Annotated in this window: 18 protein-coding genes; 7 read left to right on the top strand and 11 right to left on the bottom strand. The window is 68.5% G+C overall.

Features of this window, described 5'->3' with window-relative positions:
* Nucleotides 1-47 precede the first annotated feature (47 nt).
* Nucleotides 48-2,090 carry a DUF4139 domain-containing protein gene (locus RIE32_13830; protein MEQ9097331.1) on the top strand — a complete coding sequence of 681 codons (2,043 nt, stop codon included), beginning with the start codon at nucleotides 48-50 and terminating at the stop codon, nucleotides 2,088-2,090.
* A gap of 73 nt (nucleotides 2,091-2,163) precedes the next feature.
* Here RIE32_13830 and RIE32_13825 read toward each other — a convergent pair whose 3' ends face one another.
* Nucleotides 2,164-3,903 carry a hypothetical protein gene (locus RIE32_13825; protein ID MEQ9097330.1) on the bottom strand — a complete coding sequence of 580 codons (1,740 nt, stop codon included), beginning with the start codon at nucleotides 3,901-3,903 and terminating at the stop codon, nucleotides 2,164-2,166.
* A 186-nt stretch (nucleotides 3,904-4,089) separates the two neighbouring features.
* On the opposite strand from RIE32_13825, the gene RIE32_13820 reads away from it, so the two are divergent.
* Entirely contained in the window at nucleotides 4,090-5,448 is a 1,359-nt protein-coding gene (locus RIE32_13820) for an O-antigen ligase family protein (GenBank protein ID MEQ9097329.1), read from the top strand.
* Here RIE32_13820 and RIE32_13815 read toward each other — a convergent pair.
* From RIE32_13815 to RIE32_13790, 6 genes are all read right to left on the bottom strand, one after another.
* Nucleotides 5,374-6,438, bottom strand: a complete 1,065-nt coding sequence (locus tag RIE32_13815) for an N-acetylneuraminate synthase family protein (protein MEQ9097328.1) — start codon at nucleotides 6,436-6,438, stop codon at nucleotides 5,374-5,376. The genes RIE32_13820 and RIE32_13815 overlap by 75 nt on opposite strands.
* 2 nt (nucleotides 6,439-6,440) lie before the next feature.
* The gene (gene ppk1, locus RIE32_13810) at nucleotides 6,441-8,669 is read right to left on the bottom strand and encodes a polyphosphate kinase 1 (GenBank protein MEQ9097327.1); all 2,229 of its coding nucleotides are present in this window, start codon (nucleotides 8,667-8,669) and stop codon (nucleotides 6,441-6,443) included.
* Between the two features lie 32 nt (nucleotides 8,670-8,701).
* The gene (locus RIE32_13805) at nucleotides 8,702-9,094 is read right to left on the bottom strand and encodes a 6-carboxytetrahydropterin synthase (GenBank protein ID MEQ9097326.1); all 393 of its coding nucleotides are present in this window, start codon (nucleotides 9,092-9,094) and stop codon (nucleotides 8,702-8,704) included.
* Between the two features lie 27 nt (nucleotides 9,095-9,121).
* Nucleotides 9,122-9,961: a hypothetical protein gene (locus RIE32_13800; protein MEQ9097325.1), complete on the bottom strand. Its 840-nt coding sequence runs from the start codon at nucleotides 9,959-9,961 to the stop codon at nucleotides 9,122-9,124.
* Between the two features lie 303 nt (nucleotides 9,962-10,264).
* Nucleotides 10,265-10,954, bottom strand: a complete 690-nt coding sequence (locus RIE32_13795) for a hypothetical protein (GenBank protein MEQ9097324.1) — start codon at nucleotides 10,952-10,954, stop codon at nucleotides 10,265-10,267.
* A 784-nt stretch (nucleotides 10,955-11,738) separates the two neighbouring features.
* Nucleotides 11,739-12,674, bottom strand: a complete 936-nt coding sequence (locus tag RIE32_13790) for an HTH domain-containing protein (protein ID MEQ9097323.1) — start codon at nucleotides 12,672-12,674, stop codon at nucleotides 11,739-11,741.
* A 197-nt stretch (nucleotides 12,675-12,871) separates the two neighbouring features.
* Here RIE32_13790 and RIE32_13785 point away from each other — a divergent pair, with 197 nt between their 5' ends.
* The 3 genes from RIE32_13785 to RIE32_13775 all read left to right on the top strand — a co-directional run bounded on the left by RIE32_13785 (nucleotide 12,872) and on the right by RIE32_13775 (nucleotide 18,491).
* Entirely contained in the window at nucleotides 12,872-13,585 is a 714-nt protein-coding gene (locus tag RIE32_13785) for an RlmE family RNA methyltransferase (GenBank protein MEQ9097322.1), read from the top strand.
* Nucleotides 13,582-15,585 (top strand): VWA domain-containing protein, encoded by a 2,004-nt coding sequence (locus tag RIE32_13780; protein ID MEQ9097321.1) that lies wholly within the window; start codon nucleotides 13,582-13,584, stop codon nucleotides 15,583-15,585. Before RIE32_13785 ends, RIE32_13780 begins: the two co-directional genes overlap by 4 nt.
* 206 nt (nucleotides 15,586-15,791) lie before the next feature.
* On the top strand, nucleotides 15,792-18,491 hold the full coding sequence (locus tag RIE32_13775; GenBank protein MEQ9097320.1) for a GC-type dockerin domain-anchored protein: 2,700 nt from the start codon (nucleotides 15,792-15,794) through the stop codon (nucleotides 18,489-18,491).
* Here RIE32_13775 and RIE32_13770 read toward each other — a convergent pair.
* The 4 genes from RIE32_13770 to RIE32_13755 all read right to left on the bottom strand — a co-directional run bounded on the left by RIE32_13770 (nucleotide 18,488) and on the right by RIE32_13755 (nucleotide 22,417).
* Entirely contained in the window at nucleotides 18,488-19,438 is a 951-nt protein-coding gene (locus tag RIE32_13770; GenBank protein MEQ9097319.1) for an SDR family oxidoreductase, read from the bottom strand. The genes RIE32_13775 and RIE32_13770 overlap by 4 nt on opposite strands.
* Nucleotides 19,439-19,519: 81 nt before the next feature.
* Nucleotides 19,520-20,164, bottom strand: coding sequence for a signal peptidase II (locus tag RIE32_13765; protein ID MEQ9097318.1), 645 nt, complete (start codon nucleotides 20,162-20,164; stop codon nucleotides 19,520-19,522).
* Between the two features lie 3 nt (nucleotides 20,165-20,167).
* Complete coding sequence (locus RIE32_13760) at nucleotides 20,168-21,217, bottom strand: hypothetical protein (GenBank protein MEQ9097317.1); 1,050 nt, start codon at nucleotides 21,215-21,217, stop codon at nucleotides 20,168-20,170.
* A 129-nt stretch (nucleotides 21,218-21,346) separates the two neighbouring features.
* Nucleotides 21,347-22,417: an acetyl-CoA carboxylase carboxyltransferase subunit alpha gene (locus RIE32_13755; protein ID MEQ9097316.1), complete on the bottom strand. Its 1,071-nt coding sequence runs from the start codon at nucleotides 22,415-22,417 to the stop codon at nucleotides 21,347-21,349.
* 52 nt (nucleotides 22,418-22,469) lie between these two features.
* Here RIE32_13755 and proC point away from each other — a divergent pair, with 52 nt between their 5' ends.
* Together proC and RIE32_13745 are read left to right on the top strand one after the other, a co-directional pair.
* Nucleotides 22,470-23,342 (top strand): pyrroline-5-carboxylate reductase, encoded by an 873-nt coding sequence (gene proC, locus RIE32_13750; GenBank protein ID MEQ9097315.1) that lies wholly within the window; start codon nucleotides 22,470-22,472, stop codon nucleotides 23,340-23,342.
* A gap of 51 nt (nucleotides 23,343-23,393) precedes the next feature.
* A complete protein-coding gene (locus RIE32_13745; GenBank protein ID MEQ9097314.1) occupies nucleotides 23,394-24,128 on the top strand; it encodes a hypothetical protein in 735 nt (244 codons plus the stop codon).
* Nucleotides 24,129-24,132: the final 4 nt, after the last annotated feature.

The raw sequence follows: 24,132 nt of genomic DNA, 5'->3' as shown, positions 1-24,132 counted from the left end.
GCCGGCGTCCGTACATGCCTGTAGCACACCCAAGGAGGATCTCCATAATGCCAGCCGCTCGCCGCGCCCCCACGTCGTGTCTCAGCCTCGCCCTCGTTGCCGGCCTTGCGCTTCCGGCTCTGGCCGTTCAAGACGAAGCCCAGGAACTACCCATCACCGCCGTCACCCTCTACCGCTCGGGCGTGGGCAGCTTCGAACGCGTGGGCCAGATCAACGGCGACGCGAACCTCTACCTCCGCGTCGACCAGGGCCAGCTCAACGACCTGCTCAAGAGCCTGGTCGTGCTCGACGGTGGCGGCGGCACGGTAGGGGCCATCAGCTACGGCTCGCGCGAGCCGATCGAGCGGCGGCTGGCCAGCTTCGGCGTGAACCTGGCCGACAACCCCTCCATGGCCGAGTTACTCAGCCGCCTCCGCGGGGCGCGGGTGAAGGTCGCCACCGCGGACAGCACCGCCACCGGCACGATCACCAGCGTCGAGACCGTGCAGCGGGCCGAGGGCGACAAGGCCGTGCAGACCTACGCCGTCACGATCTTCACCGGCGCGGGCATCAAGCGGATCGACCTGGACAACATCATCAACCTCGAATTCCTCGACGAGCAGCTTAAGAACGACATCGAGCGAGCCCTGGACATCCTCGCGCAGGAGCGCGACGAGAACATCCGCACGGTCGAGGTTTCGAGCACCGGTCAGGGCGAGCGTCAGATGCTCGTGAGCTATGTGCACGAGATGCCCGTGTGGAAGCCCGCCTACCGCCTCGTGCTCAACCAACGCAATGAGCCGATCCTCCAGGCCTGGGCCATCGTCGAGAACACGACCGAAGAGGACTGGCGGCGGATCGACCTCTCGCTCGTCGCCAGCCAGCCGGTGGGCTTCACGATGGACTTGCAGACGCCACTCTTCGTGCGGCGGCCCGACGTGCCGGTGCCCGGGGGCATGCTCGCCCAACCCAAGGTCTACTCGGGAGGGCAGTCGCCCTTCCAGGACGCCGGCGAGCCCGACGACAGGCGAATGCGCGCACTCTCACGACAGGCGCCGGCAGCAGAAACGGCTTCGCGGAGCGCCGGCAGTCGGATGCTGGAACTTTCGGATTCCGAAGCATTCTTCGCATCTGCCTCCAGCATGGCCGCTGCCGTCCAGGTGGGCGAGTCGGTCGTCCTGCGCATCGAGAATCCCATCAGCCTCGACCGCCAGCAGAGCGCGATGATTCCGGTGCTCACCGAGCAGGTCGAGGCACGCAAGATCAGCATCTACACGCCCAGCCAGGGCAACCAGCCCATGCTGGGCGTCGAGCTCACCAACACCACCAGCGCCCCGCTCATCAGCGGGCCCGTCGCGGTCTACGACGGCGCCTACGCCGGCGACGCCATGGTGGGCTTCGTGCCCATGAACGCCGAGCGCATGCTCGCCTATGCCGTCGACATGGAGCTCAAGGCCCAGCAAGCCCAGAGCTCCAGCAGTTCGCGTGCGACGTACCGCATCGTCAACGGCTACCTGCAATCGAGCCATGTTCGCACCATGACCAACACCTACACCCTGCGCAACGAGGCGGGCAAGGAACGCACTGTCGTCATCGAACACCAGCCAATGGGCGGCTGGGACCTGGTCGAGCCGACCAACGGCGCCAGGAGCGATGATGGCATGGTCCGCTTCGAGCGAACCGTCGACGCGGGCAAGGAACTGGAACTCAAGGTCGTCGAGCGGCGCACCGAGTCGAGCCGCTACGGCCTCATCGACGCCGACCTGCCCAACCTGATCGAGCAGATCAATCGTGGCGCCGAGGCGAGCGACGACGTGATTGCCGCGCTTCGTCAAGGCGCCAGCATGAATCGCAAGGTGGCCGACCTCGAGAGCCAGCTCGAGCGGATCAACCAGCAGATCCGGTCGATCCAAGAAGATCAGGGCCGGATTCGCCAGAACATGCAGGCCATCGACAAGACAACCGACCTGTACCGCCGCTACCTCGAGACCCTGACCAACCAGGAAGACCGGCTTGCCGAGCTGAGCACCCAGGCCGAGCAGACGCGCAATGCCATTGAGCAGGCCGAAGCCGATCGTCGCAAGTACTTCGAGGGCCTGAGCGTTCGGTAACGAGTCGCCATCGCCTATTCAGAAAAACCCCGGGTTCAGCCCGGGGTTTGCTAATTGCTGGACTCGGAGTGCGTCAGTTGCCTTCGTCGGGCTCTTGTTGCGCCGGCTCGGCGGGCGCCGTGCCTTGGACCACCTCGGCCCGTTTCTGGAGGCGACCGAAGTACGCCTGCAACGATTCCTGCCACTCGATGGGCACGACGTTGTCTTCGATGGCCTCGGCCACGCCGGTGCTGGCCGCCTGGACGGCGCTGCTGAATTGAGCGACCGATTCGCCCCGCACGAGTTCCCCGTAGACCAATCGCTCGGCCACGATCGGCCCGGCTCCCAGTTGGGTTGGCGTGCGCTGGGCCTGGCGTTCGACTTCGACCGGGGCGGACTCCTCGCCGTTGGCGAGTTGCGTGCCCACGCCCGCCATCGGGCCACTTCCTCGGCCGCCGCTGGGCTGCAACGAACTCATGCCGCCACTGAGTTGCTGCATCTGCTGCTGCGTCTGCGAGAGCATGGCCTGGGCGGCCATCTGCTCCATCTGCATCATCTCCATCTGGCTGAGCATGCCCGAAGACGCCTGTCCGGCATTGCCCTGGCCCGGCTGCATGGCGGCCTGGGCCATCTGGCCCATCTTGTTGCCCATGTTCTGGCAGGCCTGGCATGCCTGGGCCATCTGCTGGGCCTGCTGCATGAGTTGCTGCTGCTGGGCGGGCGTCAGGTTCTGCATCTGCTGCATGGCCTGCTGCATCATTTGCTGCATCTGCTGCGGGTTGCTGGCGTTCTGGGCCATCTGCTGTGCAAGCTGTTGGGCCTGTTGCTGATCCATGCCTGCCTGCTGGAGCGCTTGCTCTAGCGAACTCTGGTCCTTGGCGATTTGCTCGAGCTGGGCTTGCATGTTCTTGAGCTGCTCGGCTAACTGCTGCCGCGTGGCTTCGTCCAGCTCGCCGCTGTCGATCTGGCGCGAGAGCTCGTCGAGCTGCTGCTTGGCCGCCTGGAAGTCGCCCTTGGCGAGTTCACGGGCCAGTTCGGACGCAGGACCAGGCCCGGGCTGCTTCATGCGGCTGAGTTCGCGGCGCATGGCTTCGAGCTTCATGGCTGCCTCGCCGTTCTCGACCTCTTCCCGCAAGGCCTGCTCGGCCTGCGTCAGCTTGTCGAGCGCCGCCATACGCAGGGCCTGGGGCGTCTGCATCTCGGGATTCTGCTCGGGCTTGAATTGATCCACGGGCTGGCCGGTCTTCTCGGCCACCTTCTGGATGATCTCTTCGGCAACCTTGACCGCCACCTGGGCCTCTTCCATCTCCTGCTCGGCCTGGACCTGTTGTTCCTGCTTCTCGAGCCAGCCGAAGATGTCGGGGCTCGTCGCGGGGAGCACGAACCAGATGATCGCCACTGCCGCCGCGGCGATGGGCGGAGCCTTCCAGAACTGGCCCAGCGTAAGCGGAAGCGATGCACGAACATCGACGGCCGTCGCACGGCGATCGGCGTCGGTACGGACGGCGGCCGACCACGGATCGCTTTCTCGCTCGCAGAGCCACGCGGTGCTCAGGCTCTCGCGTAGGCCCGCGGCCTCGTCCACGGCGCGGGCGACGTCGACGCCCCGGGGCCGGGTGACCAGCGCCCACAGGGCGGCACCCGCGACGGCGGCGGTCGCTGCGATGGCGAGCGTCGCGGCAATGTCGAGCCCGATACCCGCCAGCCACAGGCCGATCTTGACGGCCAAGACCGCCAGGATGGCGACGAACGTCGTGATGGCCAACCTCTGGAGGAATAGACGCATGAACAGCCGCAACGAGGCCTTGCGGACGACTCGGTGAACGGCTTGCATGGTCGCTGCCTCCTTTGCCGGGGTGATTCAGAGCCCCAATTCACAGTCGGGCGGGTGGCGCCCTCCGATGCACTATTGTACGAAGAGCGGCCAGGTTCGTTGCATTCCGGTTCGGTTATGACACCTGGCGATCAGCATCGCATTGCAGGCCGGAAGGCAGGACGAATGCAAAAGGGGATTCCCCGCATGACTCTCGATCGCCTGGTGCTGGGCTTCTTCTCAAAGTCGTTCGCCCGCGACGCCATCGAGCGAGCACAGGGCGGCCCGCGTTGGCTGTGGTGGCTGCACCTGCTGGGAGCCTTGGCCTGGACGGTGTGCGTTTGCGGTCGGACGACGTACGTCGAGGTGGGTGGCGCGCTGCTCTGGCTCATGACCCTGGTGCGGCTGCCCTGGGTATGGCGGGCGGTGGTGATGGGCCTGGCGCACCCCCTGTTCCTGGCCATCGTTGTCTGGACCGCGTGGCGAGCCATCTCGCTGCTTTGGTCGCCCGACGTCGAAGCCGGCGTGGACCGCATCGACAAGATCAGATTCATCTGGAACATCCCATTCCTTCTGCCGCTCGCGCCGATGGTGGGCACGCTGGTAGTCGGGCTGGTGTGCGGGTTCTTCGTCTACAACCTGTCTCAACTCAGCCACGGCCTGAGCCGCGCAGGCATGGACTGGCTGCCCCAGTGGGATCGCATGCCCAACCGCAACGCGGGCTGGAATGAGCCGGTGGCGGGGGGGACCAACCTGTGCGCCGCGCTGGGCTTGCACCTGGCCGCCCTCTTGCACGGCCGGCGGGGATGGGCTGTTCTTGGGGGCGTCGGCACCGTCATCACGCTCGTGGCGCTCCTGGCCACGGGCACGCGCGGCGCCTGGATTGCCGCGGCCGGTCTCGTCGCGCTGGCCTGCATCGTGGGCGTCCGCAAGATTCCGTGGACGGCCCGTCGGGTCGCCGTCGCGTGCGTCGTCGGCTTGGTGCTCATTGGTGCTGGCGGTGTAGTTGGGTGGAAGGTCGCGGCGCCTCGCGCGACCGAAGCGTACCAGGAACTCGAACAGGTGTTCGAGCAACAGGACTTCTCGTCGTACACCGGCACACGACTCTTGCTCATGTGGTGGGCCGTCCAGGCCTTTTCCGACAGTCCCATCGGCGGCACGGGCGAGGGGGGCTATGAGACTTGGGTGCTGGAAAACCTCGCCCGACGCGGCATCGACCCGGCCGATCGCACGCACACCGGTCCGCATCCGCACAACACGCTTCTTCAGCCGCTGGCCAATACCGGCATCGTCGGCTTGATGCTCTACGTCATGGTGCTGCTGCTGATGACTCGCATCGCGTGGACTTGCCGCCTGCACGAGCATCCGTACGCCGCCGGCGTGCCGTGGGCGTTGTTGGGCCTGTTTGCCGCGTGCATGTTCGAGGTCATGCACATGAACACGCACGTGCTGGCGATGTGGATGTTGCTGATGGGCCTGGCGGTGGCCGGGTCAGTCGATTACGTCCTCCGGCATGATCGCGCGATCGGCCGGAACGTCGAACTCGATGGGTCGCCCCAGCAGTAGATCGGCCTGCCAAGGCTCGAGCCCGCCGCCGGGCCGCTTGAACGCGAAGTCTTCCATCGTGAGCACATGGCCTGCGGGCAAATCGCGGGCGGCCACGATGCTCCGCCGCGCAACCTGGCGAACATCGGCCTCGATGGGCAGCAGGAACTTGGTTGGTGGCCCGAGCCGCTCGTCGTTCGGGTCGGCCTGCCAATCGCCCTCGTGCGCTGCACGGCAGAGCCGCACGTACTCGGCGAACTGCTCGGGCTCGATGGAGGCGGCGTGGTCCGGCCCGGGCAGCTTTTGGTCGAGCGTCAGGTGCTTTTCGAGCACGCGAGCCCCGCGCGTCACCGCGAGCGCGCCCGTGTCGACGAGCGTGGTGTGATCGCTGTAGCCAACCGGTCCCGAGAATACGTCTGCGAGATCGGCCACCGCGGCAACCGATGCGTACTCGGGTGGCGTGGGATAGCTGCTGACGCACTGGAGCACCGCGAGTCGATCGCGCGCCGGCGCCAGCCAGCCGACTGCCCGTTGGACTTCGTCCCTCGAGGCGGCGCCGGTGCTGACGATCAGCGGCCGCCTCGTGTCCACCAGGGCTTCGAGCAAGGGGCGGTGCACGAGGTCGGGCGAGGCCGTCTTGTACGCATCGAGCGGCAACTCGTTGGCGATAGGCAGCAGCGGCAGATCGAAGACGGTGGCAATGGCGTGCATGCCCAGGTCGTGCGCCAAGTCGATCGCACGCCGGGCGACGTCCAGGGGTAATTCCAGCCGGCGCAGCATCTCGCGTGGATCCCGTTCGCCGGCCTCCTTCTGGTACTCGGCAAGCGTTGCCGCCCCGGCGAGCAGATCACCTGCAGTAAATAGCTGGAGCTTGATCGCTTCGGCGCCTGCCCGGTGCGCCGCTCGTACCAGGTCCGTGAGCGTGTCGGCCGAGCCATCGTGGTTCACGCCCAGTTCGGCAATCACGTAGGGCGGCTGATCGATGTCGATGGAGCGTTGACCGATACGCACGCTCAGCCCTCTCGCTCACCCGCGTCGGCAAGTGCTGCGGCGTGCGCCTTCTGGGTCATGCGCATGAGCGTCGAGAACGTGCCGCGACCCGTACGTTCGCGGCGCACGTATGTTCCGTCGGACCGAAGGTCCCACGCCTGGGCATGGTCTTCCAGGTTGGCCCGCATGACCTCGTGCAGCCGGTGCCTGGCCGCGTGGTCGTAGATGGGACACACCGCCTCAAGGCGGTTGTTGAGGTTGCGATACATCCAATCGGCGCTGCCGATGTACCAGCGGCCCTTGAGCGGATCACTGTGTCCGTTCGAAAAGTGGAAGATGCGTGAGTGCTCCAGGAATCGGCCGACGACCGACACCACGCGGATGTTCTCGCTCAGGCCGGGCACGCCCGGCTTCAGGCAGCAGAAGCCCCGGACGCACAGGTCGACCTGCACACCGGCCTGGCTGGCCTCGTACAGGCGCGCGGTCATCTTGCGGTCTTCCATGGAGTTGAGCTTGGCGAAGATGCGTGCCGGCCGGCCCGCCCGCGCATGCTCGATCTCGTCGTCGATCATCGCCTCGAAGGCCGGTCGCATCGTCGTGGGCGCCACGAGCAGGTGGTCGTAATCGCCCTTGAGCGAATACCCGGTCATGGCGTTGAACAGTTCGAGGACCTCGCCGGTAATGCGCGGATCGCAGGTGAGCAATGACAGGTCGCTATAGAGCTGCGCCGTTCGCGGGTGGTAGTTGCCCGTCCCCATGTGGGCGTAGGCGCGCAGGCCGTCCCGCTCGCGACGCACCACGAGCGAGCACTTGGCGTGGGTCTTGAGCCCGACGATGCCATAGGCCACGTGCACGCCCGCGTGCTCGAGCCGCCGCGCGAAGGACACGTTGCGGTGCTCGTCGAAGCGGGCGCGCAGCTCCACCATGCACGCCACCTGCTTGCCGTTCTCGGCCGCGCGCACGAGCGAACGCACGAAGGGCGAGTCGCGGCTGGTCCGGTAGATCGTCTGCTTGATGGCGACCACGTCGGGGTCGCGCGATGCCGCGCTCACGAAGGCCCGCACCGAATCGTCGAAGCTCTCGTAGGGATGGTGCGCGATGATGTCGCGCTCGCGGATGGCCTGGAAGATGTCGCCGCGCCCGCTGCGCACGTCCACGCCCAACAGCCTGGGCGGGGTCAGCGGCTTCCAGGGCTTGTCCTTCAGGTGCGGCAGGTCGAGGGCCGCCAGTTCCATCAGGTCGCCGTACTCCAGCGGCCCTCGGCGGACGTAGATGTCCCCGTCCTGCAATCCCAGGCTGGTGGCGAAGAAGCCCGACAGCTCCTCGTGGGGCTGCTCGGCCATCTCCATGCGCACGGGCCGGGCGAAGCGGCGGCGGCGGAGCTCTTCCTGCACGCTCTCGAGCAGGTCGCCGGCCTCGTCCTCGACCTCGACGCTGGCCGACCGCGTGACGCGGAAGGCGTTGATGGCCAGCACCGAGACGCCGGGAAAGAGCATGCCCAGGTTGGCGCGCATGACCTGCTCGAGGGGCGTGAACCGCAGCCGGCCCGCGGCGGCCAGCGCGGCGGCGGGCTCACCCTGGCCCATCGGATCGTCGCACCGCACCAGCCGCGTCACCCCGTCGGGAATCTTCAGCCGGCAGAAACGCCCCAGGCCGGGCTCGGCGTGGCCTGGCATGCCGCCGTCGCCGCTGAGCAGGATGCCCAGGTTCTCGCTCAGGTTGCTGATGAACGGGAAGCGGTGGCCGGGATCGATCGACAGCGGCGTCAAGATCGGGAAGACCTCTTCCTCGAACCAGCGATCGAGCCGGGCCCGCTCGGCGTCTTCGAGGTCGTCGTACCCCACGAGCGATACGCCCTCGGCCTCGAGCGCGGGCAGGATGGCCCGCTCCCAGCAGTCGGCCTGGCGGGCCTGGAGCGCCTGGACCTTCTCGCGCACGGCGTCGAGCTGCTGGCGGGGGGTCAGCCCGTCGGGCGAGGGGGCTTCGATGCCCGCGTCGACCTGGCGGCGGATGAGCCCGACGCGCTTCATGAAGAACTCGTCAAGATTGCTCGCGAAGATCCCCAGGAACTTCACGCGCTCCAGCAGCGGCGTCGCCTCGTCCTCCGAGAGCTCGAGCACGCGCTGGTTGAAGGCCAGCCACGAGAGGTCGCGGTTGAACAGCGCTTCGGGCCCCGGCTCGGGCACATCGGCCCCGGCGGCCCTGCCGTGGGCCTGCGGGCGGTCCATCGCCTGTGCATCGTGCTGGGTCATGCGTCCGTGGTCCCCACTGGTTCGGCCCCGCGTCAGTCTTCTCGGGGAAGAAGGTACGTCGCCACGCAGCGGGGGGCCTCGGTCACCGACACGCGGGCCACGCGGGCGCCCTCGGGCAGGATGCCCTTCAGGGCCCGGGCCAGCTCGACGGCCACCACCATGGCCACGTTCTCGGCGGTGGGCTCGAGCTTGCGGCCGCGGAAGGCCTCGCTGTGGTTCAGGTCGTCGTGGTTCCACGGGTCGGTGATGCCCCTGAGGGCCGACTCCACGGCGTGGAAGTCGCACAGCAGGCCTTCCCGATCCAAGGCTGGCCCGGCGATGGTGGCCCGGACGACCCAGTCGTGCCCGTGCACGGGCTCGCGGTCGCCGCGGATGAGGATGGCGTGCTGGGCGTTGAAGCTGGCCTCGGCGGTAATCTCGAACATGCGGGGAGAGGGTAGGGAGGGTGGCCGTCAGGGCCGGGCGGCAACGGCGGCCAGGGCGATGCGCAGGGCCCGGATGAGGGTGTGGTACTGCACGGCCCAGGCCAGGGCCATCACAAGGGCGACCGTCCATGCGATCGGCTCGAGCACCCACCAGGGCCCGGTGGGCGTGGCCCACTCGAACTGGACCGCGACGAGCACGGCGACGACGGCGACCCAGCCGGTGGCCGCCAGCCCGCGGCACCGATCGGCCAGGTCGCCCTCGAGCATCCGCCGGGCCAGCACGGACATCTCCGCGGCGATGGGCCCCGAGAGCGCAAGCGTCGGCAGGCAGGCGAGCATGGTCAGCACCAGCGGCAGGTTCGGTGCGGTCGGGCGATGGCCCTGCACCCGCAGGAACGCCTCGATGGCGAACCACAGCACGACCAGCACCGGCCCGAAGCGCCCGATCGCCCACGCGTACAGCCGCAGCACGAACCGCGGGACCCACCGCTCGGGCGCATCGCCGATGCGATCGGGATCGGCCGCGGTCAGCCCCAGCCAGCCCTGCCCGGTGCCCAGCAGCGCGAGCGAGACGCTCAGCATGAGCGGCAGCCTGGCCACCACGGCGTCGACGAACAGGTACACCGGCACGAACGCCAGCGACGTCCACGCCGCCCAGACGCCCCCGAGCGCATAGTCGGCCCCCCGGGCCAGCGTCCGCCGATGCTCTCTCGAACTGGCAAACAGGTGATCCCCGCTGATCGACCGCCCGATCGCCACCCCGCACTCGGGGCAGGCCCCGTCCTCGGGCAGGCCAACGAGGTCATAGCCGCAGCCGATGCAGGGCAGGCGGTCGGGGACGGTTGGGCCAGCGGTGCCGGTTGGCATTGGGCAGGGTAGAGGGGGGCAATCGGGGATCGGCATCCGGGATTCGGCAATCGGGATTCGGCAATCGGGACTCGGGGATCGGCATCCGGGAAGAGCGGACGCGAACGCACGTTCCTTCCTCCGGCGATTGCCGATTGCCGAGTCCCGATTGCCGTCCCCCCGCGCACGAGAAAGCGGGCCCATCGGCCCGCGTTGCAGTGGAGAGGGCGGTCGCAAAACCTTCCCCTCCTCCCAACCCTTCAACCTACCAGCCCTACGGCAACTTCTACCTCGCCGAGGAGGGCTTTGCCCGACGAGGCGAAACTACGAGGCCTCGCTCTCGCTGGACCCCTGGCGGATGATCTCCACCTGCGGCTGGGCCTGCTGGTTCACGCCCAGACGCACCGTGAAGTAGCCCGGGGCGCCGTCCTTGGTCGACGACTGCGCCGTGACGCGGTAGGTCACGTCGCCCGAGCCGCTGGGCACGGTGTCGTCGGTGAAGGACCGCTCCTTGGCGTTCTTGAAGAACACGAAGGGCTGCTGGGCCCCCAGGCTGCGCTCCACGCGGTAGGTCAGCGCCGTGACGCGTGGCGGGTTGGGGCACTTGAACTCGACCTTGAGCGCCCCGCTCTGGTCCAGGGCCACGGTGAACAGGACGGGCGTGCCGGGCGCCGGCCGCGGCGAGGGGTCGGCCGGGGCTGGGATCTGCGCATCCTCGTAGACGATGGCCGGCGTGTCGCTGGCCTTGGCGAAGGTGCGGATCTTGGTGACCTGCAGGGCCGCCATGTCGCGCATGAGCCCGGCCGCCTCGTTGAACGAGCCGATGGCGCCCGATGCGGCATCCTTGGCCTGGTCCCGCGCGGTCAGGCGGGTATTGGCCTCGGAAATCAGCGTCGACAGCTCGGCAAGCTCGAGCGGATCGAGCCCGATGGCGGCGGCGTTGGCGGTCCAGATGGGAAGGTGCGTGGCGCACCAGGCGACGGCGGCGTCGTTTTCTCGTGGGATGGTGCTCATGATTGTGCTCCTTGCGAACGGAGTGTCCGGACGGTGGCGACCAATACGAACCGGGCCGCCGACGGCGTGTGAACATCGCGCATCAACATGGCGAAGCTCCTGGAACTGGCGGCGACCCCCAAACGAGCGGGCGACCGCGTGAACGAAACTTCCCGGACCACGACGGCCGGGGTTATCCGGGTCATCGGGGCGATCCGGGGGCGACTCCAGCCCGAGTCCGGAAAATCGGCAACATTTCCGGGCCTGGCGCCGCCGTCGCGCGTGCTCGGCGCACGAAAACCGCCCTGGGAGGCCGCAGGGGCGGTTCTTGGGGCAAAAAGAAATTGCCGCGAAGTTTCGCTCAAGCCCCTTCGGGGTGCTGCAAAATCGTTCTGCAGCGCTGTAAAACGGTTTTGCAGCGCTGTAAATCGATTTTGCAGCGCGGTAAAACGGTTCTGCAGCGCTGCGAACCCATTCCGCAGCGCTGCAAAACGGCTCCGCAGCGCGGTGGATCCATTTTGCGGCGCGGTGGATCCGTCCTGCAGCGCGGTAGAACGCGTGCGCAGCGCTGCGAAACCGATCTGCGGCGCGGTGAAACCGGTTCGCAGCGCGGTAAACCGGCTCCACCGCGCTGCGCATCTGCTCGGCGTCGCGCCACCCGACCCGCTACAGCCTCCCCTGCGCCGCAGATCCGCTGGGCGTGCTCGTCGTCGAGGAATTCCTGGACGGTGATGAGCTTGATGAGCCGGCCGGAACGCTTGTAGAAGTTGGCGGCTTCCTGCGGGGCGTCAGGATGGCTGACTCCTCAATCGGGGCTCGGGCTCCGCACCTTGTCGTACTTGTTGTTGTGGACCTCACGGGCCTTGAAGTCGATCTTGACGTCGTGCAGGAACTTGGCGAAGTCGGGATTCTGCGTGCACAGCTTGTTCATGGTTTCCCAGTCCAATGCGGGGCGGCGTCGAGCGGGGAAGAGCACGCGCGAGGCATCCACGTCGTCAGGATCCAGTTCGATGATCCCGATTCCAAATGCCGAGGCCAGTCGATCCAACTCGGCCCGGAACTCGTCGTCGTCGAGGACATCCGCGGCAACCAGGTAGCCTTCATGGGCCCAGGACGAGTTGGAGACGGCCTGGAAGTACGCTTCGCGATAGTTGGACTTGTCCAGGTACCGCTTGAGCTCGAAGGAGTAGAGGCGCAGCGCGTTGTTGTCGGAGACCTCATTGAGCTCGATGACGTCGGTCTGCCAATCTTCGAGCGGAAGATAGAAGCCCACCATGTCGGGATGGACCCATTCGTTGTAACCGGCCTTCTTCGACTTTTCGTGGTAGATGGTCTTGGTATGGATCGCACGGCCACGGTTGAAGCTGGGGTTGGCGTAGGCGTAGTACGCAAGGAGCGGATGCAGGTCTCGCTCGACCATGGGCGCACTGGGCCTGCCGCTTGCCGTTGTGGTCTCGCTCGTTTCCACTCCCTGAATGACAGCAGTGTCCAGCTCGCGCTCGCGCTGCTTCAAAAAGAACCTCACCGGCCTCTTGCCCACTCCGATGAATCTGGACGTCGGGTTGTCTCGCACCTCCACATAGAGCTGGGAGGCAAGCGTGTCCCAAGGCGTCTTTCCCTTGCTGTTCAATTTCTCGGTCAGATGGGCATCGGTAGCCGCTTGCCAGATCTCCTGGTAGGTCATCGGCGTCTGGGCGGTTTGCAGTACATCGACGGCCAGATCAAGAAAGGTGTAGCTCACGGTTGATGCCCTTGGTGCTGGTCAACGGCGACTGTTACGACGCGGTCAGCCAGTGTATGGGCACGCGATGGCCGGAAGGAAAACCCCTCACCCCGGCCCTCTCCCGCGAGCGGGAGAGGGAGCAAGAGCAGATTCGCCTCTGCGTCTCTCCTTCTTCGTCGCTCCATCCCTCCGCCGCTTGCCCCATACCCTCCCGCGTGCCCAAGCGCGTCCTCCACGACCAGTACTTCAAGAAGGCCAAGGCCGAGGGCTATCTCGCGCGGTCGGCGTACAAGCTGCTGGAGATCCAGGAGCGGCGGGGGATCATCAAGCCGGGCATGGCCGTGCTCGACCTGGGCTGTGCGCCCGGGAGCTGGCTGCAGGTGGCCGCGGAGCTGGTGGGCGAGGAGGGGCTGGTCGCCGGGATCGACCTGAGCGATGTCCGCGAGCCGATGCCCCCGTGCGTCGTGACGATGCGCGGCGACTTCACGACGCTGGACGCGGCGACGCTGCTGGAGCCGGTCGTGGGTTGGCGCGGCCAAGAGGGCGGCGGTGAGGATGCAGACAAGCCCGCGCTGTACGACGTGGTCATCAGCGACATGGCCCCCAACACCAGCGGCGCGGGCGACCACTACAAGTCGGTGCGGCTGTGCGAGGCGATCCTCGAGCGGCTGCCCGACGTCTTGCGGCCCGGGGGCGGATTGGTCTATAAGGTCTTCGAGGGCGAGAGCTACCCCGACCTGGTCAAGCGCACGGGCGCGATGTTCTCGTGGTGCCGCGGGCTGAAGCCCAGGGCAACCAGGGAGGTCTCAACCGAGATGTTCGTGATGGCCACCGGCTACGAACCGGCGCTCGGGCGATTGCAGCGGCCCGAGGGCGTCGCGCCGCCGCCGCCCAAGCCGGGCAAGGGCTGGGGAGGTGGGGGCGCTTGACCTTTCTCGCGCCCGTTGCTGCATTGATCGCCGCGGCGCTGACGGTGCCGCCCGTGATCGCGTTCTACCTGCTCAAGCTGCGGCGCCGGCCGGTGCGCGTCGGCAGCGTGCTGTTCTGGGAGCGCGCGGTACGAGACGCCCAGGGCAACGCGCCGTGGCGGATGGTGCGCCCGCAGACGCAATTGCTCCTCCAGTTGCTCGCGCTCGCGCTGCTGCTGCTGGCCTTCGCGCGGCCCGTGATACCCAGCACGCTGGGCGGCCGGGTCATGCTCGTGCTCGACCGCTCGGCCTCCATGAACGCCACCGATGGCGCGGAGGGCGCGACGCGGTTCGAGCAAGCGCGGACGCGGCTGCGCACGCTCGCGCGCGAGCTGGCGACCGGGCGCGATGCCCGGGTCATGGTCGTCGCGCTCGGCGCCGAGGCCGTGCCGCTGACGCCGTGGACCGGCGACCGGGCCGTGCTGCTGGGGGCCATCGACGCCGTCGAGCCGACCGATGAGGAGGCTTCGGGCGAGGCGCTGGCCGAGCTGGTCCGCCTGGCGAGCGCTCGAGAGGGCGAGGGCGAGGCGGCGGGCGAAGACGAGCCGCGCGTCCTGACCCTCGTGCTCGTATCCGACGGCGCGGTGCCGCCGCCGGCCGACCCGCTGCCCGCCAACGTGCGCGTGCGCCTGGAGTCCGTCGGCGGTGCGGGCGAGGGCGGCAACGCCGGGATCGTCGCCCTCGCGGCCCAGCGGCAGTACGAGGACCCCGCGACCGTCCGCGTCTTCGCCCGCGTGCTGGCGATGGGCCCGATGCGGCGCGAGTTGCCCGTGCGCCTGGCGCTCGACGGCGAGGTCGTCGCCGAGGCGGTCGCTCGCCTGGAGCCCGGGGGCGACGAGGATGGCCCGACCGAGGCCAGCGTGAGCCTCTCGGCCGTCGCGCCGGGCGCGGGCGTCCTGAGCGTGCTGCTGCCCGGCCAGGACCTGCTCGCCGCCGACGACGTGGCCTCGCTCTGGCTGCGCACCGCCGGCCGGCCGCGCGTAATGCAGGTCATTCCCGAGACCGAGCTGGTCGACCCCGACCGGCCCGGGCCGGTGCTGCTCATCGCCGCCGTGCTCGAAGCCATGGAGCTGGGCGACATCCGCATCGTCCGGCTGAGCCGATACGAGCAACTGGCGGCGGCGGGCGACCTGCCGTTCGACGCCCTCGTGTTCGACCGCGTGTCGCCGCGCACGCCGCCGCCGGCCCCGAGCCTGCACTTCGGACCGCCGCCCCCGCTGGAGCGCCGCGACACGCCAGGGCTTGCGGTGATCGATGCGGAGCAGGCCGAGGGCACCCGCGTGGTCTCCTGGCGGCGCACGCACCCGGTCATGCGCGACCTGGCGCTCGACCAACTCGCCGTCGCCGAGCCATTGATCGATGGCGGCCTGCCCGAGGGCGTGCGCCACACGGTGCTGGCCAGCGGCTCGCGCGGGCCCTTGATCGTCGCCTTCGAGGCCGAGCGGCACCGGCGGATCTGGGTTGGCTTCGAGCCGGCCAGCAGCAACTGGCCCAAGCTGGTGAGCTTCCCGCTGTTCGTCGCCGAGGCGATTGATTACCTTTCGATGCGCGGCTCGCGCGATGCGGCCGACGGCGTGCGCGCGGGCGAGGTGGCGCCGCTCCGGCTCGCCCAGCCGCGCGCGCAGGTGCGTCTGCGTGGCGCGGGCAGCGAGATCGACCTTCGCCTGTCGGCCCCCAGTTCGGCGCCTTCGGTCGGACCGTTCGAGCGCGCGGGCGTCTACCTGCTCGAGCAGCCCATCGCCGGCGACCAGCGAGCCGTGGCCGTGAACGTCATGAGCGTGACGGAAAGCCGGCTGGCGGCGGCCGAGCAACTCGATGGGGCGTGGGGCGGGCTGCGCGCGGAACAGGCCGATGGCGGTGCGCGCGGCGGCGAGCGGGAGCTGTGGCACTGGTTCGTGCTGGCCGGCCTGCTGGTGCTGAGCATGGAGTGGCTGCTGTCCTGGCGCGGTCTGTCGCGGTAGCAGGCTCCAGATTCGCCAGATTTACAATCGAGGGGGGCCAGTGCTCGCTGGTTGGTCCGGAAACGGTCATGTGCGCGCGAATTGGGTGCTGGAACCTTCCGCCATCGGTTCTAATGATGTCCTACCCGGGGCGATGGGCCGGCATTGCCATCGGACCCGGTGGCGTAGACGAGAGAGCCTGAGAGACACCAGACGGGAGAGATCCGATGAAGAATGCGCTGACAACGGCGGCGATGCTGTGCGCCGTGGCCGGAACGGTCTGCACCGCGAGCGCCCAGGACATCATGTGGGACAACGCTGCGGGCGGACTGTGGGGCGATGACTTCAACTGGAATCCGGTCGAGGTTCCCAGTGCGCCGCCCGAGGCGGCCATCATTGCTCTGCCGGGAACCTACGACGTGCTCATCCGCAGCGTGTCGCCCAATCTTGCGGGCCTCTCGATCATCAACCCCAACGCCTTCGTCGGCCTGGGCACCGGTCGAGACCTGACTATCACCGGTCCGATGGCCACCATCGACGGGATGCTGGTCATTAACGACCAGGGCAGCACCTCGGCCGCCCGATTCATCATGAACGACCCGATGGGCATGCTCGTCGGCACCGGCGAGATCGTGCTGAACGACACTTCAACGACGGCCATCGGCCGGGCGCAGATGATCGATCTCATCGGCGGCCGCCTCACCACCATCGGCCCCGACCTGACGGTGCGCGGCTCGGGTCTGGTCTCCTCGAACCTGATCAACAATGGCGTGATCCGCGCCGACGCCGCCGGGCGGCGGTTGAACATCCAGAGCGGCTCCAAGACCAACAACGGTCGCTTCGAAGCCACCGACGGTGGCGTCATGCGCATCGCGATCCCCGTCGTCCAGGGACCAACCGGCACCGTCGTATCTGACGGGGGTGTTGTCACGCTGGTCAGCACCATCGAGGGCGGCGAGATCGACAGCCGCAACGGACTGTTCGAGGTCGCCGGCGGGAGCGGCGTCCTCAATAGCGTCGACCGCGTGCAGGGCGACGTCGAGATCGAGAATGGCCGCGACCTGCAAGTCCGCGATGGCTTGACGCTCGACGGAACCATCCTCATCAACCGCGAGGGCTCCACCAGTGGCAGCCGGCTGCTGTTCTCCACGAGCGGAACAATCGACGGCGATGCCGAGATCGTGCTGAACGATTCCTCGACGACCGCGGCCGGACGGGCCCAGGTCATCGACCTGGTGGGCGGGCTGGAGACCACGCTGGCCAGCACCGTGCTCATGCGGGGCTCTGGCCAGATCAATGCCAACCTCATCAACAACGGCACCATCCGCGCCGACGTCGACGGGCTCCTGCTCAACATCATCGGCAGCGGCAAGACGAATAACGGCACCATCGAAGTCGACAACAACGGTATCCTACGGTTTGGCACGACGATGATGCAGGGCTCCGGCGGCCTGATCCTCGTCACCGATGGCACGGCTCGCCTCAACAGCACGATCACGGGCGGGCGTATCGACAGCCGCGGCGGCCTGTTCGAGGTAGCCGTCGGCAGCGGCACGCTGGATAACGTCGACCTGGTGACCGGCGACGTGGAGATCGAGAATGGTCGTGACTTACAAGTCCGCGGTGGGCTTACCCTTGACGGCACGATCACCATCAACCGGGATGGCTCGACGAGTGCCAGCCGTCTGCTGATGGCCACCGATGGCGCCATCGACGGCGACGCGACCATCGTGCTCAACGACACCTCGACGACCGGCATCGGCCGGGCCCAATTCATTGACCTCGTCGGCGGGCTGACGACGACGCTGGCCGACACGGTGCTGATTCGCGGGTCGGGGCAGGTTAATAGTTCGCTGGTGAACAACGGGGTCATCAGAGCCGACGCCGAGGGCCGTGACCTGCGTCTGCTCGGCTCGGCCAAGACCAACAACAACCGCTTCGAAGCCACCGGCGGGGGCGAGTTGCTGCTCGAAACCGTCACGAACCAGGGGCCCACCGGCCAGATCGTCGCCGACGGCGGCACCGTGACCCTGCGCAGCACCATCGCCGGCGGGCAGATCGATGCTCGGACGGGCACGTTCGAGATCGCAACCGGTAGCGGCACGTTCGACAACGTCGACCGTATCCAGGGCGAAGTCGAGATCGAGAACGGACGCGATCTCAATCTCCGTGGCGACATGACGCTCGACGGAACGATCATCATCAACCGGGATGGCGGCTCCAGCGGCACGCGGATGCTCGCGGCCACCGACATGACCATTGATGGTACTGGCGAGATCTTCCTCAATGACTCGCTGACCACCGGCACCGCCGCCCGGGCTCAGTTCATCCATCTCGTCGGCGGGCTCACCGTGGTCCTTGGCCCGGACCTCTCGCTGACCGGAAACGGCCGGACGAATGGCACCATGGTCGTGCAGGGACGCATCGCCCCGGGCAAGGCCGGCACGGCCTTTGGCGAAACCGGCATCATCGACGCTTCCGTCGAGCTGGCAATGGAGGACTCCACCATCGTCGAGATCCAACTCGGCGGTCGCGACGCCGACGAATTCGACCGCATTGATGGCAACGCGGCCATCACCGTCGACGGCACGCTGGAAGCATCGCTGGTCGACGGCTTCACGCCCGACGTGTGCGAGAACTTCACGATCATCGAGGGATCGTCGGTCACCGGCGAGTTCGACACCCTCGTGCCGCCGCTTGCGGGCGGCAACCAGAAATGGCGGCTGTTCTACACCGGCAACAGCGTGGAGCTGCGCAATACCTGCCTGCCGGACATCGACGGCGATTGCTCGCTGACGCTCTTTGACTTCCTGGCGTTCCAGAACCTCTTCGATGCCGGCAGCCCGGAGGCCGACTTTGATGGCGACGGCTCGCTGACGATCTTCGACTTCCTGGCATTCCAGAACGCATTCAGCGTCGGCTGCTAGGCATATTGGCCGGCCATCACGCCGGCGGTCCATCCGAGTTCTTCGTCGAGCGGCCTGGGTTGGAAGCCCAGGTCGTTTCGCGCGCGTGCGATCGCGAGCGAGACGTCCCTTGCGCGCGGCGCCGGCATCGGCACGTCGGCCTGGACGCCGGGCTTCATGAGCAAGGCGTCGAAGCCCAACGGCCCCGCGGCATGCGCGGCAAAGCGGAGGCCCAGGTCGTACCGATCGACGCGCTCGTCGCCGGCGACGTGGTAGATCTGGCCCGGCGCCCCGCGATCCAGGCACGCCAGCAGGCCGAGGGCCGCATCGCGGGCGCTCAGTGGCGTTCGCCATTCATCGGTAAAGAGCACCAACTCGCGGCCTGACCGCAGGTGCTCGGTCCAGGCCGACAGGAAGCAGCCCTTGCCATCGCTGGTGGCGGGCGGGCCAAAGAGCAGCGGCAGGCGTGCGATCACCGCGTGCGAGCCGGCCTCGCGGAGTGCGTGCTCCATCTCGAGCTTGCTGCGCGCGTAGGCGTTGAGGGGCCCGGTTTCGTCTCCCTCGGCGTACATGCCCCCGGGCCGCTCGCCGTCGAAGACCAGGTCCGTCGAGCAGACGACCATCGGCACGTCGCGGCAGGCCTCGGCCAGCGATACGGTCGCCGTCACGTTGTCGCGGTGCGCCGCCTGCGGATCCCGTTCGCACTCGGCCGTGCGCGCATTGGCGGCGCAGTGGATGACCGCATCGGGCGCCATGCGCTCGACGGCGTCCCGAACAGCGCCCTCGGCCGACAGGTCGGCTTGCACGCTCTCGAAGGGGGTCGGCGTCGCCCGCGTTATGCCGACGACGCGCCAGCCTCGTTCGGTGGCCACCTGCGCGACGTAGGCGCCGAGGAAGCCGGCGATGCCCGTGACCAGCAGGCGTGGCCGCTCGTCCTGCGGGCGTGGGTTGGCAAGGGGCTGGGCCATGCACGGGCATCCTTGTCGCAATCGGGAATGCGTCGAACCATCGCCGGACGCGTCGAAACGCGACGCGGGCGCCCGCTGGTTTCAGGCGGCCTTCGCCGAGGGGCGTTCTTCCCGCGGCCCGCGCCACAGGAACACCACGAGCACCGCCACGCCGATGATGAGCCACAGGTCGGCCAGGTTGCTGACGTAGGGCCAGATCTCCCGGCCGCTCCACGGCGTTTCGATCCCGAAGGGGTAGTTGACGCCGGGCAACGGGTGCAGGAAGTCTCGCACGCATGCGAAGCGAACGCGGTCGTAGAGGTTGCCCAGCCCGCCGGCGATCACCAGGCCGATGGCCGCGTGGGCCCACCGGTCGCGCGGGCCGGTCCAGCGCACGAACATCCACAGGGCGAAGGCGATCGCCAGCGTCGTGGCGACGATGAAGAAGACGCGCTTGCCCGCGCCGATGCCGAAGACGGCGCCGGGGTTGAGCACCAGCTTGAACTCCAGCACGTGGGGCACGAGCACGGTCGGTTCGTGCCTGGGCAGGAGCGCCTGCAACTCGGTGGCCTCGATGACCGCGCGGCGATCGATGCCCACGGGCGCATCGGCCAGCGTGTTGAAGGCGATGGTCTTGCTGGCCAGGTCGATCGCCGTGCCCAGCACGACGACCACGAGCAGCAGCACCCAGGCGCGGCGGCCGGGCGGCGTCCTGGTCTTGGCCTGGGTCGTGGATGCGTTGGCCACGGGCTAGCGCTTGCCCTCGAGCTGGCGGGCGGCGTCGATCGAGTAGCGGGCCCAGGGCAGTTCCTGGAGCCGTTCCTTGCGGATGGGCTTGCCCGTGGCCACGCACAGGCCGAACACGCCGTCGGCGATGCGCTTGAGGGCCGCGTCGATCTCCTTGATGAGGTTGCGCTCGGCGGCGGCCAGGTCCAGCGAGAGGGTCTGGTCGGCCGCGTCGCTGCCGGCGTCGGCCATGTGCTGTGGGGTGTGGCTCAGGTTGCCCGAGCCTCCGCTGGTCAGCGCGCCGCCCTCCAGCCCGGTCACTTCGCTGAGCACCTCGTTGCGCTTCTGCAGCAGCACCTGGCGGAACTTCTCGAGCTCGCGCTTGTTGAACGGGCTCTTGGTGGGGTACTTCTCGGCCTGGGCGGCCTCTTCGGCGGCCACGCGCTCCGACGAGGCGATCAGGGGCTTGCGCGCCGGGCCGCCCGGGCTGAGCAGGCCGCCGATGCCCTCGGGCATGACCGCCGCGGGCGGCTTGGGCCGCTTGGGACGGCTCGGGCGCGCGGGCTTGTTGTCCGAGCCGCTGGTGTTGCCGCCCGACGTTGCCGGTGGCGGTGGCGGCGCGGGCGGGGCCGCGGGGGTCTCGGCCTGCTTAGCCGCCGGCGTCTTGGCGGGCGCCTTCTTGGAGCCGGCCTTCTTGGTGGTGTTCTTCTTCGTGGGCGCCTTCTTGGTGGTCTTGCCCGCGGCGGGCTTCTTTGCCGAGGTCTTCTTCCCGCCGGGCTTCTTGGTGGTCGTCTTCTTCGCGGAGGACTTCCGGGTCGTCTTCGCCGCGGGGGCCTTCTTCTGCGTCGCCGCGGGCTTCTTCTTCGTGCCCGTGGCGGCCTTCTTCGACGCGGCGCCGCCCGTTTTCTTGGTAGTCCTGGCGGCGGTCTTCTTGCCCGCGCCGGCGGCCTTCTTCGCGGGGGCCTTCTTCGAGGCGGTCTTCTTCTTCGAAGCGCCCTTGCCCGCGGCGGAAGCGCCGCCCTTGGCCTTCGAGGCTCCGGACGTCCTGGCGGTGCTGGTCTTCTTCTTGGCCACGGCGGCTCCGGCTGCGCCGGAGGTTGGCCCGAGACGTCGGCCACGCGGCCACCCCCGGCCGAAGGACGCCAACAGTAGGGCGGGAGACATGGGCCGTCAAAATGGGCGAACGAGGGAATGCCCGGTGGCTCAGGCGGGCGCCCCGGCGTCCCCGCCCGAGGGCTCGGCCCCGGCGGCCACCGGTTCGGGCTCGGCGACGTCGAAGCTGCCCAGGCGGCGGTAGCGCTGGTAGCGGGCCTCGAGCAGTTCCTCGGTGTTCATTTCCGCCAGCGTTTCGAGCTGGGCGATGATCCATCGCTCGAGGTTCTGCGCGGCCTGGGCCTTGTCCCGGTGGGCCCCGCCGGCCGGCTCGTCGATGACGGCGTCGACCACGCCCAGCTCCAGGTTGTCCCGGGCGGTCAGCTTGAGGGCACGGGCCGCCTGGCTGTTGGTGCGCTCGTTGGCCTGCTTCCAGAGGATGGCCGCGCAGCCCTCGGGGCTGATGACCGAGTACCACGCGTGCTGGAGCATGGCCACGCGGTCGCCCACGGCGATCCCCAGCGCCCCGCCCGAGCCGCCCTCGCCGATGACCACGCTCACGATCGGCACGGGCAGGGCGCTCATTTCCTTGAGGTTCACCGCGATGGCCTCGGCCTGGCCCCGCTGCTCGGCCTCCAATCCGGGGAACGCCCCGGGCGTATCGACCAGCGTGACGATGGGCACGCCGAACTTGGCGGCCAGCTTCATCTTCATGAGGGCCTTGCGGTAGCCCTCGGGGTGCGGGCAGCCGAAGTGGCAGCGCAGCTTCTCCTGCGTGTCCCGCCCCTTGTGGTGCGCCACGACCATGCACTTGAAGTCGCCGATGCGGCCGAAGCCGGTGACGATGGCCGGGTCCTCGCCGCTGCGCCTGTCCCCATACAGCTCGGTGAAGTCGCGGCACATGGCCTCGATGTAGTCCCGGCCCTGCGGCCGGTTTGGGTGCCGCGCAACCCGGACCGTGTTCCAGGGGCTCAGCTGCTTGTACAGCTCGTCCATGGTCTGGCTGTGGCGGGCCAGCCTGTCCGCCAGGGCGTGCTCGGCCTCGGCCAGCTCTGCCGGGTGTGCCCCCGAGGCGGCGCCGTCCTCGCTCGTCAGAGCGTCGACGCGGCGCTTGAGCTGGGCGATCTCCTCGTCCAGGGCCCGCAGGGGCTGCTCGAAGTCCAGGGTGTAGTACGTGGCCATGAATCCTCCAGCATCCGCGGGCCGATTCTAGTGGCCGGCCGTACCGTGTGCCATGCCCAACGACACCAATCACGTCGCGGTCTGCCCGCTGCTGGTCATCGGCGGCGGGTCCATGGCCAGCGCGATTCTTTCGGGCGCGGCCGGGGCCGATCTGCTCGATGGCCCCTGCGTGGTCGCCGAGCCCGACGCCCAGACCCGCAAGGCCATCGGCGCGCTCTCGCCCTCGATCCACGCGGTCGAATCCATCGCCGACGCCTTCGACGCGTTGCCCTACGAGGACGCGACCGTCCTCCTGGGCGTCAAGCCCCAGATGCTCGCGACCGTCGCCCGGGAGATCGAAGCGTCCCTCGGCGGGGCGATGCTGGAGAACCGGTGCGCCATCAGCATCCTCGCCGGCGTGCCGATCGCGACGCTCAAGGACACGCTCAAGGCCCGCATCGTCCGCGTCATGCCCAACCTTCCCATCTCCGTCGGCCTGGGCGCCACGGCCATGAGCGCCGGGCCGGAGGCGACGGGCGAGGACGTCGATCGTGCCCGCCGCCTCTTCGCCGCGGCCAGCGTCGTCTATGACCTTCCCGAGTCGGCCATCGACGCCTTCACCGCCGCGGCGGGCAGCGGGCCCGCGTACGCGTTCCTGCTCGCCGAGGCGATGGCGGCGGGGGCCCTGGAAGCCGGCGGGGACCATGGCCTGAACGAAGAGACCACCCGCGCCATCATCGCGCACACGTTGAAGGGCGCCGCCGAGATGCTGGCCCGGCCGTGCAACGGCGAACTGGCCGACCCCGCCGCCCTGCGTGCGGCGGTGACGAGCAAGGGCGGCACGACGGCCGCCGCGCTGGACGTGCTCGAGTCCCGGGGCGTGAAGGACGCCGTGCGCGAGGCGGTGCTGGCGGCGGCGAAAAGGGCGGGGGAGCTTGGGGCGTAGGTGGTGCGAACTGCGGGCACCAAGAGCTTCCCACGGGCGTACAACTGTTGTATGCGCACACGCACGATGCCGAGCCCTGCCTTCCTTGTTCTGGCTACCCTGGCGTCCCTGATCCTGCTGCCCGCCTGCGGCGAAGCTCCCGAGCCCAGGAACCCGGGGCCGGCCCCCGAGGTCAAGACCGCCCCCCTCCAGCCGCGCACCGAGCTCGCGGCGGTGGAGGCCTTCAACGCCTATCGCCTCAACGCGTCGGTTGGCAACGGGCGGATCGCCCTCGATCACGTGCACCCGAGCTACTTCGATGCCGTCCAGCGCCACATCGACCTGGCCCTGGACGCCGAGCGCGACGAGGTATCGGCCCTGTCCTTCGCCGACCGATACGCCGTCTTCGCGATGCGCGTGCGGGTAGAGCCACAGACACTGCGAACGATCACCTCCAGGGCCTTCGCCGAACTCGCCATCGACGAGGGCTGGATCGAGACCGAGATCATGGCCGCCGCGATGGTCGAGTCGGTCGCGTTGCTGCCCGAGGGCTCCCGCCAGCCTGACAGGGCCGAGATCACCGTGAGCCTGGGCGGACGCACGAACCCGAGCACGTTCCCCATGGTCTACCAGGATGGCGCGTGGCTCGTGGACCTGGCCACGATGATGGACCGCGGCGCGGCTTCGGCCGAGACGATGGCCGAGATGATGGGCGAGGACGCCGACGAGATGATGGCGGTAGCGCTCTCGGCCAGGGCCGGGAAGACCGAGATCGTGGACGTGTACGCGCCCATCGGGCGGGAGTGAAGAA

Source organism: Phycisphaerales bacterium (assembly GCA_040221175.1).
Lineage (GTDB): Bacteria > Planctomycetota > Phycisphaerae > Phycisphaerales > UBA1924 > JAHCJI01.
The sequence above is the reverse complement of the archived record's forward strand: the minus strand, read 5'-3'. Positions and strand labels throughout refer to the sequence as shown.